Raw genomic sequence first — 18,000 nt, 5'->3', positions numbered from 1 at the left:
GTACCGGCTGGGCGCGGCGAAGCACATGCGCACGGCCACAGTCGCACCACGGGCGGCGTGGTCGTTTCGCCCGGGTGGGGATGCGCGGGTAGCGTCGGATCACCATGGCCCAGAAGACACCTGCCAAGAAGTCCCGTCAGGCGCAGACGAGCGGACGTTCCCGCCCCGCGCCTGCGGAGACCCCCGCGCGCCCGGGCGTCCTCGCCCGGATGTTCGCGGCCATCGGCCGTGGGGCCAGGTCCCTGGCCACGCAGTGGCGGGAGACGGATCCCCAGGTCAAGCGCGACGCCCTCGCCTTCCTGTGCCTGGCGGTGGCCGTCGTCGTGGCGTTGCGGGAGTGGTTCCGCATCTCGGGGCAGGCGGGGATGTTCATCCACATGGCCTCCGCCGGCCTGGTCGGCATCTTCTCCGTCGTCGTGCCCCTGGCGCTGGTCGGTCTGGCCGTCGAGCTCATCCGCGCCCGCTCCGGCACCCATGCCCTGCCCCACCACATCGCGGGCGGGATCGGCATCGTCCTGTCACTGACCGGTCTGGTGCACGTCAGCGCCGGGAACCCTCCACTGCACCCCTTCGAGGCACTGCTCACTGCCGGAGGCCTGGCGGGATGGTTCATCGCGCGCCCGCTGACCAACCTCCTCTCCCCGTGGGGGGCTGGCGCGCTGCTGGTGCTCCTGCTCCTCTACTCCGTCCTGCTCGCCACCCGGACCCGCATCGCCGAGGTCCCCGGTCGCCTCTCGGACCTGTGGCGCACGCTGACCGGGCGCGGTGGCACGGGCCAGGACGGTTCCGGGCACTCCGCGCGTGACGCGCGCCGCGAGGCCCGTGAGGAGGCCCGGCGCCAGCTCGCCGCAGGTGACGACCCGTTCCTGGACTCCTACGACGCGGACGAGGCATTCCGCCATGCCCATGACACGACTGCGGAATGGGAGGACCCCGACCAGGTTCCCTCCGTGGATCCGACGGAGGAGGCGCCCTCGTCAGCGCAGGAGACGACGGTCCTGACGGGCGCGGCCCACGCACCCGACGACCACGCACCGGGCGCTCCCGGCACCGGCGCCTCCGCCCAGGCTGACCCGGAGGCCGCCACCGAGACCCTGGCGGCCCTCCCGGACACGGACGGTACACACCTCGACGCACCCCCGACGTCGCAGCTGCCCGAGGACACCTTCCAGCCGGAGCTCGACGAGGCCATCTCCTACACCCTGCCCGAGGAGTCGCTGCTGGTGCGCGGTGCGCCCCACAAGACCCGCTCCGCGGTCAACGACCACGTGGTGGAGGCCCTCCAGCAGGTCCTCTCCGAGTTCAACGTCGACGCCCATGTCACCGGGTTCTCCCGCGGGCCCACGGTCACCCGCTACGAGGTCACCCTGGGACCCGGCGTCAAGGTCGAGCGCATCACGGCGCTGTCGAAGAACATCGCCTACGCCGTGGCCAGCGCCGACGTGCGCATCCTCTCGCCGATCCCCGGCAAGTCGGCGATCGGCATCGAGATCCCCAACTCCGACCGTGAGACGGTCGCCCTGGGGGACGTGCTGCGCTCGGGAGCCGCCAAGCGCAACCACCACCCCCTGGTCGTCGGTGTCGGCAAGGACGTCGAGGGTGGTTACGTCGTCACCAACCTCGCCAAGACCCCCCACCTCCTGGTCGCCGGCCAGACCGGATCGGGCAAGTCCAGCTTCATCAACTCCATGATCACCTCGATCATGATGCGCGCCACCCCCCAGCAGGTACGCATGATCCTCGTGGACCCCAAGCGCGTGGAACTCACCGTCTACGAGGGCATCCCGCACCTGATCTCCCCGATCATCACCGACCCCAAGAAGGCTGCGGAGGCGCTGGAATGGGTGGTCAAGGAGATGGAGGCCCGCTACGACGACCTCGCCACCTACGGGTTCAAGCATGTCGACGACTTCAACAAGGCGGTCTCCTCGGGCCAGGTGAAGGCCCTGCCGGGCCTGAACCGCACGCTGCATCCCTACCCCTACCTGCTGGTCGTCGTGGACGAGCTCGCCGACATGATGATGGTGGCACCCCGCGACGTGGAGGCCTCCGTCCAGCGCATCACGCAGCTGGCACGCGCGGCCGGCATCCACCTGGTCCTGGCCACCCAGCGCCCGTCCGTGGACGTGGTCACCGGGCTCATCAAGGCCAATGTGCCCTCGCGCCTGGCCTTCGCCACCTCCTCCCTGGCGGACTCACGCGTGATCCTCGACCAGCCGGGGGCTGAGAAGCTCATCGGGCAGGGCGACGCGCTCTACCTCCCCGCGGGTGCCGCCAAGCCCATGCGTGTCCAGGGTGCGTGGGTGACGGAGTCGGAGATCCACGCCGTGGTCTCCCACGTGAAGTCCCAGATGCAGGCCCACTACCGGCCCGACGTGGTCGCCCCCGCCAAGGCAGCCAAGGTCGCGGAGGACATCGGTGACGACCTGGACGACCTGCTCCAGGCCGCCGAGCTCGTGGTCTCCACGCAGCTGGGGTCGACATCGATGCTGCAGCGCAAGCTGCGGGTCGGCTTCGCACGCGCCGGCCGCCTCATGGACCTCCTGGAGTCCCGCGAGATCGTCGGCCCCTCCGAGGGTTCCAAGGCCCGCGAGGTGCTCGTCGAGCCCGAGGCCCTGCCCGAGGTCCTGGCCATGCTGCGCGGGGAGACCGACTCCCTCGACGCGGAGGCCGCACCCCCGTCGACGGGGGAGGGGGCCGTTCCCGGCAGTGCGGGCACACCGCACCCGGGCGCCGACGGCACCGCACACGGGCACGAGGGCGACGCCGGTGGCACCGGCGCGACCGGTGGGGTGCCGCGCACCGGCGGTCCCACTGCCGCGACGCACACGCACACCGGTGAACCGGTCGGCCCCGGGAACACGTCGGGTGCTCGGACGGGCGAAGGGTCCGGTGGTGCCGTGGACGACTATGCCGGGCACGATTTCGGGGGTAGCGTCGACTGGGTCGACGAGGAACCCGATCAGGACGAGGACGCCTGGCAGCTCACCGGGCGCTGAGAGCAGTCGGAACAGGAACGATTCGATGAACGATGACAATGTCCACCGGCTGGACGAGGGACCGTCCGTCCCCCTGGTGAACCTGCCCAACGCCCTCACGGTGCTGCGCCTGGTCATGGTGCCGGTCTTCGTGTGGCTGATGGTCCTCGACGGCGATGCCGCGCGGTGGTGGGCGCTGGTGGTCTTCGTGGTCGCCGCCGCCACTGACCAATTGGACGGGCACCTGGCCCGCTCCTGGAACCTGGTGACTGACTTCGGGCGCATCGTCGACCCGATCGCGGACAAGGCCCTCACACTCGGCGCATTCGTCATGCTGAGCGTGGACGGACTGGTGCCGTGGTGGTTCACGGTGCTCGTCGCCGTGCGTGAGCTCGGCATCACCGCCCTGCGAGCAGTCCTGCTGCGCCGGGGGATCGTCGTCGCGGCCAACAGTGGCGGCAAGCTCAAGACCGTCCTCCAGATGCTCTTCATCTTCCTCATGCTGCTGCCCTGGGGATCCTTCCTCGGGGAGGGACCGGCCGGAGCCATCCGCATCGCGGCCTGGGTGGTGGGCGGTGCGGCACTGGCGCTGACCCTGTGGTCCGGTGGCGTCTACGTCGTGGAGGGGGCCCGCCTCATGCGCGCCACCCGCGCCGACGGCACACCGGCGGTGGGGGGCCCACAGGGTTGAGTCGGAGCGACGCAAGTCACAGGCGTCGCAGGGACGCGGTGGAATAGCCCCGGGGTGCTTCGCGTTGGAGTGGACATGAAGACCCAGATGAATGCCCACAGGGCCCCCGACGGGACGGCCCAGACCCGGGTGACCCGGCCTGCGACCAACCACTCGGTGGATGATCTGCGGATGCGGGCCGCCAATGTGAAGGGATACAGTCGGCCCATGGCGACCACGATGACCCCGCCCCTCCTCCGTACGGAGATCGGAGACGTCCTGCGCTCACTCCGGCAGAGCCAGGGACGCACGCTCCGGGAGGTGTCCTCCCAGGCCCAGGTCTCCCTCGGCTACCTGTCCGAGGTGGAACGCGGCCAGAAGGAAGCCTCCTCCGAACTGCTCCAGGCCATCGCCGATGCCCTCGGTGTCCCCCTGTGGTTCGTGCTGCGCGAGGTCTCGGACCGCATGTCCAGTGCGGACTGCGGTTTCGTGCCCGACACCGTGCCGGACGACCTCATGCCCGTCGCCCTGATCAGCTGACGCGGCGGTGAAGCTCTCCGAGTTCTGGAACGCCCTGGAGACGGTCTACGGACCGGCTCTGGGGCGTTCGCTCGTCGTGGACCTCTACCTGCCCGTCCTGGGCTCGACGGCTTCCGAGGCCCTGGCCGCGGGCCGGGATCCGGATGCGGTGTGGGAGGCACTGGTGGCGGAGACCGGCAAGGGCGACGAGGCCCGCTGGGTCCACCGCCGCGATCCGAAGAAGGACCGTCGGCGCACCCGGCCCTGACCGCCCCGCTCCCTCACCAAGAGGGGCTGCTCGTCCGCAGGCCCGGGCGTCCGCCCTGTTGTGAACAGTAACGATCAGTTACACTACGTAACATGACTGCCATCGAGATCCCACGTGAGTCCGGAACGATCCACGCCGAGGTCCAGGGCGGAGGGCCGCTGGTCCTCTGTGTGCCCGGGATGGGCGAGACCACTGCCGCCTTCCGCCATCTCGTGCCCGGGCTGGTCGCGGCCGGTTTCCGCGTCGCATCCATGGACCTGCGCGGGCACGGCGCCAGCAGCACCACCTTCAGCACCTTCGATGACCCCGCCGCGGCGGGGGACGTCCTCGCCGTCCTCGACAGCCTCGGGGCCGACAGTGCCACCCTGGTGGGGAGCTCGATGGGGGCTGCTGCCGCCGTGCTCGCTGCGGCCCGTGCTCCCGAGCGGGTCTCGGGACTCGTGTTGATCGGACCCTTCGTCCGCGACCGCGGCCCGGCCCTCACCCGGGCGGCCACACGGCTGGGACTGCGCCTCGCCCTCGCGGGACCCTGGGGACCTGCGGTGTGGAGGCACTACTACCCCTCCCTCTTCGGTGACCGGCTCCCCGCCGACCACCACGAGCACGTCGAGCGCACGCTCTCCCTGCTGCGCAGCCCCGAGAGGTGGCGGGCCTTCCGCAGGACGACACGCACCTCCCACGCTCCCGCCGAGGAGGCGCTGCCCGACGTGCGCACCCCCACGCTGGTCGTCATGGGCGACCGCGACCCGGACTTCCCCGACCCCGCAGCGGAGGGGCGGTGGGTCGCCGACGCCCTGGGCGGCGACCTCGTCATGGTCCCCGGAGCAGGCCACTACCCGATGGGGGAGCAGCCGGATGTCGTCATGGGTGCCCTCCTCCCGTTCCTGGGTCCCGCCCGCAGGGAGGGCGGGACCCGTGCCTGAGCGTCTCAACAGGGATGAGGTCGTGCGCCGTGCGGGGGACCTCGCCGACCGCATCGGCCTGGGCGAGGTGACGGTCACGCGTCTCGGTCGCGAACTGGGGATCGCCCCCCAGGGCGTCTACCGTCACGTCGCGGACGTCTCCGACCTCCGCGGCGCCCTCGGACGCCTGGCCGCGGGGGAGGTGTCCCTGGAGCTCTCGCGTGCCTGTTCCGGCCTGTCGGATCGGGACGCCCTCGTCGCCGTGTGTGCGACGCTGCGCGCCTGGGCCGCACGTCACCCCGGACGGTACGAGGCCCTGCAGGTGGCGCCCGACCCGGGGGATCCCGAGGCGTCCACCGCAGCGGGGGAACTGGTCTCCGTGATCGCCTCCGCCCTGCGTGCCTACGCGTTGACCGGCGACGACCTCGTCGATGCGATCCGCCTGGTGCGCTCCACCGTCCACGGTTTCGTCGACCTGGAGGGACACGGCGGGTTCCGTCTGGCCCGGGACCCGGACGCCACCTTCGAGCGGCTCGTCGACTCCCTGCACCTGGTGCTGGGGGAGTGGTCCTGAGGCCCCCGCCCCTCTCCGTGGTGCTGCCGCGGTGTGCGGGAGGACATTCCGACGACTCCGCGCAGGCCCCGGCGTGTCAACGTGCGTCGAACACGTGTTCCACCTACGCTCGTCCACAGATGCGACAGGGAACCCGCCTGCGTCCACAGGGCGCACCGGCGTGACTCCCAGATGCCGATGGTCGGGCATACCGTCATCCAGGACCCCCGGAGAGGGGAGCTCCTGATCCAAGACCAGCCGAGCACACCGGGCCGGAGAGGCCCCGCACCGAGGAGGACATGATGGCGAAGGACACGACGCGCAAGGGCGCGGGCAACGATCGCAACAAGGCCCTGGAACTCGCCCTGTCGCAGATCGACAAGCAGTTCGGCAAGGGCTCCGTCATGCGGCTGGGTGACGACTCCCGGCCCCCGGTGCAGGTGATCCCCACCGGTTCGCTGGCGCTCGACGTGGCACTCGGCATCGGAGGACTCCCACGAGGGCGGATCGTGGAGATCTACGGACCGGAGTCCTCGGGCAAGACCACTGTCGCCCTGCACGCGGTGGCCAGCGCCCAGAGGGCCGGCGGCAACGCCGCATTCATCGACGCCGAGCACGCCCTGGACCCGGTCTACGCCCGGGCGCTGGGTGTCGACACCGACGCGCTGCTGGTCTCCCAGCCCGACACCGGTGAGCAGGCACTGGAGATCATGGACATGCTGATCCGCTCCGGCGGGATCGACATCGTCGTCATCGACTCGGTGGCCGCTCTGGTCCCCAAGGCGGAGATCGAGGGGGAGATGGGCGACTCCCACGTCGGGCTCCAGGCCCGGCTCATGAGCCAGGCGCTGCGCAAGATCACCGGTGCCCTCTCCGCCACGGGCACCACCGCCATCTTCATCAACCAGTTGCGTGAGAAGATCGGCGTCTTCTTCGGTTCCCCCGAGACCACGACGGGCGGCAAGGCCCTGAAGTTCTACGCCTCGGTCCGCATCGACGTGCGCCGCATCGAGACCCTCAAGGAGGGGGGCCAGCCCGTCGGCAACCGCACCCGCGCGAAGGTCGTCAAGAACAAGATGGCCCCGCCCTTCAAGCAGGCCGAGTTCGACATCGTCTACGGCAAGGGCATCTCGCGGGAGGGCTCGATCATCGACATGGGTGTGGACAACGGGATCATCCGCAAGTCCGGGTCCTGGTTCACCTACGGGGACGACCAGCTCGGTCAGGGCAAGGAGAACGTCCGCCAGTTCCTGGTCGACAACCCCGAGCTCGCCAGCGAGATCGAGGGCCGCATCCTCACCGCCCTGGGCATCGCGACCGCCCCGGAGGAGGAGGCCGCGGTCGAGGACCCCTCCACCGGTCCCGCCCGGGTCGCCGCCGCGGCGATCGACCCGTCGGAGGACGCAGGGTTCTGAGGGCTGATCGATGGTCCGGTACGCAGATCCGGAGGACCACCCGGAACTGGGGGAGGACAGGTCGCGTCCGCGCACGTCCCCCGCTGAGAGACTGGCCAGGCGCCGGGAACGCAACGCCGCCCTGACCGGGGTGGAGGCGATCGAGGGCGCCCGGGAGGTCGCGTTGCGCAAGCTCGACGCGCGCGCATGCTCCCGCGCCGAACTCCAGCGGGCGATGACGGAGCGGGGCTTCTCCGAGGACGTCGCCACGGAGGTCCTCGACCGTCTGGAGGCCGTCGGTCTGGTCGATGACCGGACCTTTGCCGCCATGCTCGTCCGGGACCGCTTCTCGGGGTCGGGGCGGACCGGACGTGCCCTCGTCGAGGACCTGCGCAGGCGGGGCCTGGACCGGGAGGTCATCGAGGAGGCCCTCGCCCAGGTCGACCGCGACGACGAACTCGAACGCGCCCGGGATCTCGTGTCCCACAAGATGCGCTCCCTGGGATCCCTCGACCGGGAGCGTGCCTACCGGCGCCTCACGGGGATGCTGGCCCGCAAGGGCTACAGCCCGGGCACGTGCTCCGCAGTGGCCTCCGAGGCGCTCTCCGCCCGGGAGGAGTGACCCTCCCGTGCGGGGTGGCCCTCCCCGGACTGGTGACCGCCGTCGATGAGATCGACCTGACCCTCCCGTGCGGGGTGGCCCTCCCACCCGCAGGGACGGGACGCCCGGGGACGGGGACGGTTCCCGCACCCCGGTCCTAGGCTGGAGCCATGGCCACCGACGTCACTTCACTGGTCGCGACACTCATCGCCCGCCACCTCACCATTGCCACCGCCGAGTCGCTGACGGGGGGCGCGCTGTGCGCCCGGTTGGTCGACGTGCCCGGGGCCTCGGAAACCGTGCGCGGAGGGGTGTGCACCTACGCCACCGAGCTGAAGGCCCGGGTGCTCGGCGTCGACCGTGACCACCTCGCCCGCACCGGCCCGGTGGACCGGGAGGTCGCCGTCGAGATGGCGGCTGGGGTCGCCCGCCTCATGGGTGCCGACATCGCGCTGTCCACCACCGGTGTCGCAGGGCCGGGACCCGCTGACGGGCACGCCGCCGGCACCGTCCACATCGCCTGCCACCATCCCGGCGGCGTCGCACACCGGGAGCTGCACCTGCAGGGATCCCGCGCCGAGGTGCGCCGGGGGAGCGTCGATGCGGCACTCGGGCTGCTCGGTGAGGTCCTGGGGGTCGGCACCCCGCAGGGGGTCTGACCGGGAGAACGGGGTCGGTGGGTGGCCACCGAGCTCGCGGCCCCGCCCTCGTCAGCGGCCTCGTGCTCGCACCGGCACCCCGACCTGCTGCGGGCCCCGCCCTCGTGAGGCGGACCCCACGCCCCCGCACGGCTCCCACCGGCTGCGTCCGGCGGCCCCACGACTAGACTTCCGCGGGTGAGCGACACGATGACCCCCGCGATTCCCCCCACGCACGCGCCCGCACCCGCCCACGCGTCACCGGTGGCGGACGGTGGGCGGGCCGCCGCGCAGGACCGCGCGCAGGCCCTGCCCCGCACCTACGCGGTGCGCACCCTGGGATGCCAGATGAATGAGCACGACTCCGAACGCATGGCGGGCCTGCTGGAGTCCGAGGGCCTCGTGCCCGTCGACCTGGTGCCCGACGCCCTCGCACGCGCCACCGACGCCGGTGACCAGGGTGCCGACGTGCTGGTCATCAACACCTGCTCCGTGCGTGAGAACGCCGCGAACAAGCTCTTCGGGAACCTCGGTCAGCTCGCCGCCGTCAAGCGCGCCCGCCCCGGCATGCAGATCGCCGTGGGCGGCTGCCTGGCCCAACAGATGCGCGACGGCATCATCGAGCGCGCGCCCTGGGTGGACGCCGTCTTCGGGACGCACAACATCGACGTGCTCCCTGCCCTCCTGCGACGCGCCGAGCACAACCGCGAGGCCGCGGTGGAGATCGAGGAGTCCCTCAAGGTCTTCCCCTCCACCCTGCCGACCCACCGCGAGAGCGCCTACGCGGCGTGGGTGTCCATCTCGGTGGGCTGCAACAACACCTGCACCTTCTGCATCGTCCCCCACCTGCGCGGCAAGGAGCGCGACCGCCGCCCCGGGGAGATCCTCCAGGAGGTCGAGGCCGTCGTCGACCAGGGCGCCATCGAGGTCACCCTCCTGGGGCAGAACGTCAACTCCTACGGGGTCGGCTTCGGGGAGCGCGGCGCGTTCGCGAAGCTCCTGCGCGCCGTCGGGGCGACACCGGGCCTGGAGCGGGTGCGCTTCACCTCCCCCCACCCCGCCGCCTTCACCGACGACGTCATCGCCGCCATGGCGGAGACCCCCACGGTCATGCCGAGCCTGCACATGCCCCTGCAGTCCGGTTCGGACGCGATCCTGCGCCAGATGCGCCGCTCCTACCGCCGGGAGCGGTTCCTGGGGATCCTGGAGCGCGTGCGCGCCTCCATCCCGGACGCAGCGATCACCACCGACATCATCGTCGGCTTCCCCGGGGAGACGGAGGAGGACTTCGCCCAGACCCTCGAGGTCGTCGAGCAGGCCCGCTTCTCCAGCGCCTTCACCTTCCTCTACTCCCCGCGCCCGGGCACGCCCGCCGCCGACCGCGAGGACCAGGTGCCCGCGGAGGTCATGTCCGAGCGCTACCAGCGCCTCATCGCCCTCCAGAACCGCATCTGCGAGGAGGACAACGCCGAGCTCGCGGGCCGCGAGGTGGAGGTCCTCGTCTCCGAGGGGGACGGCCGCAAGGACAACGCCACCGCGCGCATCACCGGGCGCGCCCGCGACAACCGCCTCGTCCACGTCGCGCTGCCCTCCGGCATCGACGAGGGCGACCGCCCCCGCCCCGGCGACGTCGTGCGGGCGGTGGTGACCCACGGCGCCCCCCACCACCTGATCGCGGACTCCGGGGCGCACGGGGGACTCTTCGAGGTGCGACGCACCAGGGCCGGTGACGCCTGGCAGGAGCGCCAGGCCCACGAGGACGACTCCCGCATCGGGTTGGGGATCCCCACGCTGCGCGTGCGCTGAGGAGCCCGTGGGGTGTGCCCACGGGTGGTGAAGGGGCCGTCCCGGCAGTGGGACGGGGCGTGCTTCGGCCTGCAGGGGCGGCGGAAGGGGGTGGCCGTCTCTTGAGACGGTTGTGACCTGCGCATTGGTGCCGACGTAGCGTGAGGCGTCCCCCAGGGGACACCGCGAGCGGTCGCAGCTGCGGCCCTCGTGCACCACAGGCCCGGGCCCGGCCCGTGCCGCACTCGGAAGGGGAACGCGTGCACCTCCCAACATCCGCGGCACTGGGGACCACCGGCACCACATCGGGCATGCTCGAGGATCTCCGGGCACTGGTCTGCGCCGAGAGCCCCTCCTCCGACCCGGTGTCCCTGGTCTCCTGCGNTCGTCAACGTCGCGCTGCCCTCCGGAATCGACGAGGGCGACCGCCCCCGCCCCGGCGACGTCGTGCGGGCGGTGGTGACCCACGGCGCCCCCCACCACCTGATCGCGGACTCCGGGGCGCACGGGGGACTCTTCGAGGTGCGACGCACCAGGGCCGGTGACGCCTGGCAGGAGCGCCAGGCCCACGAGGACGACTCCCGCATCGGGTTGGGGATCCCCACGCTGCGCGTGCGCTGAGGAGCCCGTGGGGTGTGCCCACGGGTGGTGAAGGGGCCGTCCCGGCAGTGGGACGGGGCGTGCTTCGGCCTGCAGGGGCGGCGGAAGGGGGTGGCCGTCTCTTGAGACGGTTGTGACCTGCGCATTGGTGCCGACGTAGCGTGAGGCGTCCCCCAGGGGACACCGCGAGCGGTCGCAGCTGCGGCCCTCGTGCACCACAGGCCCGGGCCCGGCCCGTGCCGCACTCGGAAGGGGAACGCGTGCACCTCCCAACATCCGCGGCACTGGGGACCACCGGCACCACATCGGGCATGCTCGAGGATCTCCGGGCACTGGTCTGCGCCGAGAGCCCCTCCTCCGACCCGGTGTCCCTGGTCTCCTGCGCAGAGGTCCTCGCCGGCATCGGCGAGCGCCTCCTGGGCGTGGCACCCCAGATCGTCGAGGTCGAGGGCATCCCGCAGGTGAGCTGGTCCTTCGGGGGAGAACCGTCCGTCCTGCTGCTCGGCCACCTCGACACCGTCTGGCCCCTGGGCACACTGGAGGACCACCCCTGGTGCGTCCGGGACGGGCACGCCCTGGGCCCCGGCGTCTTCGACATGAAGGCGGGCCTCGTCCAGGCGCTCCACGCCGTGGCGGCACTCGATCCCTGGGAGAGCGACGGCATCACCCTGCTCGTGACCGCGGACGAGGAGGTGGCGGCACCGACGTCGCGTGAGCGCATCCTGCGCGAGGCCGGCGCCCACCCCTCCACCCTGGTCCTGGAGGCCTCCGCCCCGGGAGGAGCCCTCAAGACCGCACGGCGCGGGGTGGGCCACTACAGCCTCGAGGTCCACGGTCGTGCCGCCCACGCCGGCCTCGAGCCCGCATCCGGGGTCAACGCCTCGATCGAGCTCGCCCACCAGATCCTCGCCCTGTCGGCACTGGACGCGGGACCCGCAGGTGCCACCGTCACCCCCACCGTCATCGAGGGCGGCACCACCATCAACACCGTCCCCTCCTTCGCGGCGGTCGCCATCGACGTGCGCACGCCCTCGCGCGCCGAACAGGAGCGCGTCGAGCAGGGGCTGGCGGACCTGCGCCCCGTCCTGCCCGGGGCGCTCCTCGACCTCAGTGGGGGAGTGACGCACCCACCCCTGGAGCCCGCCTCCAGCGCCGCCCTGTACGCCCGCGCCGTCGAGGTCGCCCAGCGACTCGGCCAAGAGGCCCCGGGCCGGGCGGCGGTGGGTGGGGCCTCCGACGGCAACATCGCGGCCTCAGCCGGTTCCCGGGTCCTCGACGGACTGGGTGCGGTGGGAGGTGGCGCGCATGCTGCCGATGAACACGTGGTCGTCGAGGAGATGCCGCGCAGGGCCGCCCTCGTCACCGCCCTGCTGCGCTCCCTCGCCGAGGACCCCCTGTGAGCGCGGTGGGTCCCCTGCCGGAGGGCGTGGCCCCGGTGTCCGGGGCCGTCCCCGCACCCGACCCCGGCGCGGGGGCAGTCCTGCGGGAGCGGGCGCGCTCCGAGGCCGAACGGGCAGCCCGCCACGCGGGCGTGCGCATCACCCTGCTGGAGACCCCCGCGGAGCTCGCGGAGGCGGAGCAGGTCCTGCGCCGCGTGTGGGGGGCGCGCCCCACCGACTCCTCCATCGCGACAGCCGCCATGATGCGGGCCATCGGGCATGCGGGGGGTTACGTGGCCGGCGTGCGCGCCGATCCCGTTGCCGGCGCCCCTCTGGTCGGGGTCTGCGTCGGATTCTGCGCGGCCCCGGCCGAGCTCTCCCTGCACTCCCACGTCGCAGGACTGGTCGACGCTTCCGTGGGCCACGGGGCAGGTCGCGCCCTCAAGCTGGACCAGCGTGCCTGGGCACTGGAGCACGGCCTCACCTCGATCACCTGGACGTACGACCCGCTCGTGTCGCGCAACGCGTACTTCAACCTCCACCGCCTCGGTGCCCACCTCGCGGAGTACCTCGTGGACTTCTACGGGCCCCTGGAGGACGGTGTGAACACAGGGGAGCCCTCCGACCGCGCCCTGGTGCGGTGGGCCCTCGACGACCCCCGCGTGCTCGCCCTCGCCGCAGGTCACAGTGGTCGTGCCGGGGCGCGCGCCCGCTGGTCACCCGGGCCCGGCACGGACAGCGGCGGGTCGGGGGATGCTCCGTTGCAGGGATCGGTGGGGATCGAAAAGGGCACCCCCGAGCCGACCGTCCTCCTCACCGAGGGCAGCCACGGTGAGCCACGTCCCGGAGCGGTCACGGCGGAGGCCCTGCTGGAGGACGCAGCGGGACGCGTCCTCGTCGCTGCACCGGATGACATCGAGGGGCTGCGGCACCGGGACCCCGGGGCTGCCCACACGTGGAGGTTCGCCCTGCGGGGCGCGATGCTGCCCCTCCTGGAACACGGCTGGGAGGTGGCCGGGTTCGCGCGCGGTCGCGGCTACCTCATCGAGCGGGACCGGTGACACGCAGGGTGCGGGCCGGGCGACGGGCACGGGTGGGGACACCCGGGGGTGCGCGGACAGTGGAGGATGCGACCGGGAGGAGACGGACATGAGGATCGACGCGGTGGAGGTGCACCGGGTGAGGCTGCCCCTGGTGTCCCCGTTCACGACCTCCTTCGGCACCCAGGAGGAACGTGTGGCCCTCCTGGTGCGGGTCGTGCCCGCGGACGCCCCTGCCGGGTGGGGGGAGTGCGTGGCCCTGGCCGACCCGTTCTACTCCAGCGAGCACGTCGCCGGCGCACAGGTGGTCATCCGGGACTACCTGGCCCCTCTGCTCATGGCAGCCCCCGACGTGCACCCGCAGACCGTCGCCGTGCTGCTGGAGCACGTCGTGGGCCACCGCATGGCCAAGGCCGCCCTGGAGATGGCGGTCCTCGACGCGGAGCTGCGCGAACTCGGCCAGTCCTTCGCCACCTGGTTGGGTGCCACGCGCACCCGCGTGCCCTCCGGGGTCTCGGTCGGCATCCAGGCGAGCATCCCACAGTTGGTCGACCAGGTCGGGGAGTACCTGGACCAGGGCTACGTCCGCATCAAGATCAAGATCAGGCCCGGTTGGGACGTGGAGCCGGTGGCCGCGCTGCGCGAGGCCTACGGCGACATCCCCCTCCAGGTCGACGCGAACTCCGCCTACACCCTCGCCGATGCCGCCACGCTGCGCGAGCTCGACCGCTTCGGGCTCCTGCTCATCGAGCAACCCCTCTACGAGGACGACCTGCGCCTGCACGCCCGGCTCACCGAGCTGCTGGAGACACCCGTGTGCCTGGACGAGTCCGTCGTCTCCGCCCGCGCCGCCGCCGATGCGATCGCCCTGGGCGCCACCCGCGTCATCAACATCAAGCCGGGACGTGTGGGGGGCTACGTGGAGGCCCGGCGCATCCACGACATCGCACGCGCCAACGGGGTGCCCGTGTGGTGCGGGGGGATGCTGGAGACCGGGATCGGGCGCGCCGCGAATGCGGCGCTCGCGGCCCTGCCGGGGTTCACCCTGCCCGGCGACATCTCCGCCTCGGACCGCTTCTACCGCCGTGACATCACGGAGCCCGTCCGGATGGTCGACGGGTGGATCGAGGTGCCCGACCGCCCCGGCCTGGGGGCCGAGCCCCTGGAGGACGTCCTCGCCGAGGTCACCGAGGACGTCGAGGTCCTGCGGGCCCGCTGAGGCACCGCCCGGGTCAGCCGGTGCGTCCTCCGGAACCCCTCCGGCGCGGGTCCGCGCCGATAGTCTCGGGACAGCGACACCGACAGCGACACCGACGGGGGAGGGGCACGCACATGGGTCTGCGACGGGCAGTGGCAACCGGCCTGCTGGCAGCGGTCGTCACCGTGGGAATGGCGGCGTGCACCGCCGACACCCCCACCTCCACCGCGCAGTCGGAGGGGAGCGGGGCGGGCGCACAGACGACGTCCGGGTCAACGGACGGGGGCGGCACCGCGACCGGCAGTGACATCACCGCGCTCTTCGACCGTGCACAGACCAGTGAGGACATCCCCGACACCGAGACCACGGCCATCGACGCGTCCACGTCGCGCTTCATCGGGGAGTCCTCGGGCACGCGCTTCTACATCGCGCGCTCACCCTCCGACGATGCGGTCCTCTGCCTGGTCGTCGACCGGACCGACCCCGGTGACCCGCCGGCCTCGGGAGGGGAGGACCAGGACTCCGTCGTCCCGTGGGCGGCGGCCTGCGGCGATGACGGGCTCTCTCTCATCATGGACGACACCCAGTACGTCCTGCACACGGACCCGTTCTGGGAGCCCCAGAGCGGCGGCGACCTCGTCGGAGGCTACGTCGAGGTCGTGGACGACGTCGGTGAGTGAGAGCGCCGGCCCGGTGCAGGTGTTCGGTACCGGTCCGGTGCCGGACTTCTGCTGCGGCCTGCACCTCCGGGCCGACCCGCACCCGGAAGGGTGCTCGCCCGACTACTCCGTGGCGGTCGGGGGGACGAGGCCGGGCAGCTCGCGCACGGCCTGCAGGCCGACGACCACGGCGCGCCGGAGGAGCAGGTGGACCTGACGGTCCGACAGCCCGGCACCCACGAAGAAGCGGCTGACCAGGAAGAAGTACCACTTCTCGTCCAGCCGACCGGGGAACACGGTGGGCTGCAGGTGGGTGGAGTTCCAGGTGTTCGCGACCTGCTGCAGGTCGAAGGGGGTGATCCCGCCCGAGTCGAGGGAGGCGGCGGTCGCCTCCGGGAGGGTCATCCGCGTCTCGACCTGCATCCAGGGGGAGTCGGCGGGCTCGCGGTGCACGCGCACCGTCGTGTCGTCCACGGAGGTGGTCAGGCTGAACTCCGCGCGCGCCAGGGGGAAACCGTCCTCGGCCATCACGTGCTCGAGGCGGTCCAGGTCCAGGGGGAGCACCTCCGTGCCCCACTTGAGCTGGTCCTCGTCGCCGGGACCGTCCGTCGACCCGGACGACTCCTGGGAACCGCGTGCGGAGCCGCCCTCGTGAATGCCCTGCTGGGGGGCGTCCCCGGAGGAGGGCCCGCCGGTCCTGCCGTCCGGCTCCTCGGGCGTGCCGCCCAGCGACCAGGTCTTCCACTCACTCATCGTCTGCCTCCTGGGCCCAGCGGTCGGGGAAACGCTCGCCCAGACGGGTGAACGCGGCCAGGGACGCCATGACGAACTGGCCGACCTCCTGGTCCACCTGCTCGTCATCGGCACCCGCCACCCAGGTGAAGGTGTGCTGCAGGCGGAAGCGGATGTGGCCGTCATCGGTGACGGCCGTGGCCATCTTGGGCAGGTAGGTCGCGGCGTTGAAGGACGCGGTGAACTCCGCCGCCTGGGGTGCGAAGCGGATGTCGAGGACACGTGACCACTCGCCGATTCCCTGGACGGGGCGGTCGGGGGGCAGCACGATGCGCAGGACGTGGGAGGGCAGGATGGCGGCGACCTGGTCCTCGTCCCCCAGGAAGGGGATGAGGCCCAGCTTGCGCATCGCGCCCTCCACCCGCTCGCGGGTGACGGGAGTGGTGGTGGGGGACATGTCCCCAGTTTAGTTCCGGGCAGGGGCGGGTGCGCTCCCGGGGGTGGGGCGCGGGGTGGAGCGGGGGTGGAACGGGTGACGGGCGCAGGACGGGGTGACAGGGGTGGCGCAGGTCCCCGGGGCCGCGCGGTGCCCGGGGAGCCGCACCCTAGACTTGCCCCATGACAGCCCTGGTCCGCCTGCGCACCCTGCCCGCCCACCCTGCGGGCGCCCCTGTGCCCGGGCTGTACGACGGGCTGGAGGCGCTCAGCCGCGCGCACTCCCTGGAGGTGATCGGGTCGGAGGACTTTGTCACCTCCGCCGAGGAGTTCGCCGCCGTCACGAGCGATGAGGACCGTCGCGTCCTGCGCGTGGTGGCGCTGGCCGACGAGGGCGGACGACGCATCGAGGACCTGTGGAGCATGGTTCCCGGCGACGCCGCAGCCAGCGCGGGCCGCCCGGCGCGGGAGGATGACCGGGGCTGGACCCCTGATCTGATCGCCCCCGAGGTCCGCGCCCTCGCTCCCGCCGCGCCCGGTGTGCCCTCCGGCTCCGGTGCGCCTTCCAGCCCCGGTGCGCCCTCCGCTTGCGTCGTGCCCGGTGCGCCCGGCGAGGAAGGAGCGGAAGCCGTGGTGGGCCACCTCGTCTTGCATGCGCCCCTGCGGGACAACACACACCGTGCCGAGATCTCGGTCCAGGTCTCGCCCTCGTGGAGGCACTCCGGTCTGGACGGACTGCTGCTGCGCCTGGGGGAGGCGATCGCGCGCTCCTGGGGGCGGACCATCGCCTGGTACTGGACGGACTGCCCGGGGTGGGCCGGGGTCGGCACTCCCCAGGCCGTGCCGGGACTCCGCATCCCCGTGCCCGGGGAGGACGGGGTGGCCGCACCCGTGCGCACCCACGAGACCGACCTGCTCGCTGCTGCCGGCTACCGCCCTCTGCACAGCGAGTGGGTGACCACCCTGGACGTGGGGGAGGCACTCGCGGTGGATCCCACCCCCGTGCCGGGCTACGAGCTGGTCTCGTGGTCCTCCCCGCGCTCGCCTGAGCACCTCCTGGACCAGTTGGCCCGTATCTACGCCCTGGCCTCCACCGACATGCCCTCGGGCGACCTGTCGGAGGAACCCCAGGTGTGGGACCCCCAGCGGGTGCTGCGCAAGGAAGCACTGGCGGAGCGTTCCCGCGAGGAGTGGGTGCTCACCGCCGTGCGCCCGACCGGCGGGGAACTGGTGGGGTGGACGACCCTCGTGCTCTCCCCGACGGTGCCCGAGATCGCCTTCCAGGAGGGCACCCTCGTGCGCGAGGACCACCGTGGACATGGTCTGGCCTCGTGGATGAAGCGGGTGAACCTGGCCGAGCTGCGCGCGCGCCACCCCAGGGTGCACCGCATCCACACCTGGACCGACGGCGCCAACGCTCCCGTCATCGCCCTGAACCGCCGGCTCGGCTTCCGTCCGTCGCTGGTGGAGGTCGGGTGGGAGAAGCAACTGGGTGCGCACGGTGGCGGGGCAGAGGGTCCCCATGAGTGAGCACGCGGCGGGGGGAGCACCCATGACGGGTGCGCGCATCGGTGAGGGCGTCGACCCGGGCTCGGGTGAGCGGACTTCGAGGTCGGAACAGGGCGGACTTCGAGGTGGGAACAGGGCGG

17 protein-coding genes and 1 pseudogene are annotated in these 18,000 nt (G+C 72.2%); 16 read left to right on the top strand and 2 right to left on the bottom strand.

The window, feature by feature from the left end; all coding sequences use genetic code 11:
- Positions 1-104 precede the first annotated feature (104 nt).
- From BQ9890_RS05945 to BQ9890_RS05880, 15 genes and pseudogenes are all read left to right on the top strand, one after another.
- Positions 105-2,999: a DNA translocase FtsK gene (locus BQ9890_RS05945; RefSeq protein WP_075890103.1), complete on the top strand. Its 2,895-nt coding sequence runs from the start codon at positions 105-107 to the stop codon at positions 2,997-2,999.
- Positions 3,000-3,024: 25 nt separating this feature from the next.
- Positions 3,025-3,669 carry a CDP-diacylglycerol--glycerol-3-phosphate 3-phosphatidyltransferase gene (gene pgsA, locus BQ9890_RS05940; RefSeq protein ID WP_075890101.1) on the top strand — a complete coding sequence of 215 codons (645 nt, stop codon included), beginning with the start codon at positions 3,025-3,027 and terminating at the stop codon, positions 3,667-3,669.
- A 171-nt stretch (positions 3,670-3,840) separates the two neighbouring features.
- On the top strand, positions 3,841-4,188 hold the full coding sequence (locus BQ9890_RS05935) for a helix-turn-helix domain-containing protein (protein ID WP_396142576.1): 348 nt from the start codon (positions 3,841-3,843) through the stop codon (positions 4,186-4,188).
- 7 nt (positions 4,189-4,195) lie between these two features.
- On the top strand, positions 4,196-4,435 hold the full coding sequence (locus tag BQ9890_RS05930; protein ID WP_075890099.1) for a DUF3046 domain-containing protein: 240 nt from the start codon (positions 4,196-4,198) through the stop codon (positions 4,433-4,435).
- 92 nt (positions 4,436-4,527) lie between these two features.
- Positions 4,528-5,358, top strand: a complete 831-nt coding sequence (locus tag BQ9890_RS05925; RefSeq protein WP_075890097.1) for an alpha/beta fold hydrolase — start codon at positions 4,528-4,530, stop codon at positions 5,356-5,358.
- On the top strand, positions 5,351-5,911 hold the full coding sequence (locus BQ9890_RS05920) for a TetR/AcrR family transcriptional regulator (protein WP_075890095.1): 561 nt from the start codon (positions 5,351-5,353) through the stop codon (positions 5,909-5,911). Before BQ9890_RS05925 ends, BQ9890_RS05920 begins: the two co-directional genes overlap by 8 nt.
- A gap of 278 nt (positions 5,912-6,189) precedes the next feature.
- Entirely contained in the window at positions 6,190-7,305 is a 1,116-nt protein-coding gene (gene recA / locus BQ9890_RS05915; protein WP_075890093.1) for a recombinase RecA, read from the top strand.
- Between the two features lie 10 nt (positions 7,306-7,315).
- A complete protein-coding gene (locus BQ9890_RS05910; protein WP_075890091.1) occupies positions 7,316-7,906 on the top strand; it encodes a regulatory protein RecX in 591 nt (196 codons plus the stop codon).
- A 149-nt stretch (positions 7,907-8,055) separates the two neighbouring features.
- The gene (locus BQ9890_RS05905; RefSeq protein ID WP_075890089.1) at positions 8,056-8,544 is read left to right on the top strand and encodes a CinA family protein; all 489 of its coding nucleotides are present in this window, start codon (positions 8,056-8,058) and stop codon (positions 8,542-8,544) included.
- A 189-nt stretch (positions 8,545-8,733) separates the two neighbouring features.
- Positions 8,734-10,329 carry a tRNA (N6-isopentenyl adenosine(37)-C2)-methylthiotransferase MiaB gene (gene miaB, locus BQ9890_RS05900; RefSeq protein WP_078062263.1) on the top strand — a complete coding sequence of 532 codons (1,596 nt, stop codon included), beginning with the start codon at positions 8,734-8,736 and terminating at the stop codon, positions 10,327-10,329.
- 366 nt (positions 10,330-10,695) lie between these two features.
- Positions 10,696-10,929: pseudogene (locus BQ9890_RS15240) on the top strand (tRNA (N6-isopentenyl adenosine(37)-C2)-methylthiotransferase MiaB); the annotation flags it as partial.
- Between the two features lie 239 nt (positions 10,930-11,168).
- Positions 11,169-12,308 carry a M20/M25/M40 family metallo-hydrolase gene (locus tag BQ9890_RS05895; RefSeq protein WP_230297841.1) on the top strand — a complete coding sequence of 380 codons (1,140 nt, stop codon included), beginning with the start codon at positions 11,169-11,171 and terminating at the stop codon, positions 12,306-12,308.
- Positions 12,305-13,348, top strand: coding sequence for a hypothetical protein (locus BQ9890_RS05890; RefSeq protein ID WP_078062262.1), 1,044 nt, complete (start codon positions 12,305-12,307; stop codon positions 13,346-13,348). The genes BQ9890_RS05895 and BQ9890_RS05890 overlap by 4 nt, the downstream gene beginning before the upstream one ends.
- Positions 13,349-13,436: 88 nt before the next feature.
- Positions 13,437-14,546: an o-succinylbenzoate synthase gene (menC, locus tag BQ9890_RS05885; RefSeq protein WP_075890087.1), complete on the top strand. Its 1,110-nt coding sequence runs from the start codon at positions 13,437-13,439 to the stop codon at positions 14,544-14,546.
- 113 nt (positions 14,547-14,659) lie between these two features.
- Positions 14,660-15,205, top strand: coding sequence for a hypothetical protein (locus BQ9890_RS05880; RefSeq protein WP_075890085.1), 546 nt, complete (start codon positions 14,660-14,662; stop codon positions 15,203-15,205).
- 102 nt (positions 15,206-15,307) lie between these two features.
- Here BQ9890_RS05880 and BQ9890_RS05875 read toward each other — a convergent pair whose 3' ends face one another.
- Together BQ9890_RS05875 and BQ9890_RS05870 are read right to left on the bottom strand one after the other, a co-directional pair.
- Entirely contained in the window at positions 15,308-15,937 is a 630-nt protein-coding gene (locus tag BQ9890_RS05875) for a hypothetical protein (RefSeq protein WP_078062261.1), read from the bottom strand.
- On the bottom strand, positions 15,930-16,373 hold the full coding sequence (locus BQ9890_RS05870) for a YbjN domain-containing protein (protein ID WP_075890083.1): 444 nt from the start codon (positions 16,371-16,373) through the stop codon (positions 15,930-15,932). Before BQ9890_RS05870 ends, BQ9890_RS05875 begins: the two co-directional genes overlap by 8 nt.
- Positions 16,374-16,534: 161 nt before the next feature.
- Between BQ9890_RS05870 and BQ9890_RS05865 the strand changes: the two genes are divergently transcribed.
- Positions 16,535-17,881, top strand: a complete 1,347-nt coding sequence (locus BQ9890_RS05865; protein ID WP_075890081.1) for a GNAT family N-acetyltransferase — start codon at positions 16,535-16,537, stop codon at positions 17,879-17,881.
- The last annotated feature ends 119 nt before the right edge of the window (positions 17,882-18,000 follow it).

Origin of the sequence: Actinomyces provencensis (genome assembly GCF_900155435.1) — a bacterium.
In the GTDB taxonomy this organism is placed as follows: Bacteria; Actinomycetota; Actinomycetes; order Actinomycetales; family Actinomycetaceae; genus Pauljensenia; species Pauljensenia provencensis.
Note: the sequence above shows the minus strand (reverse complement) of the source record. Positions and strands in the feature narration are given on the sequence as shown.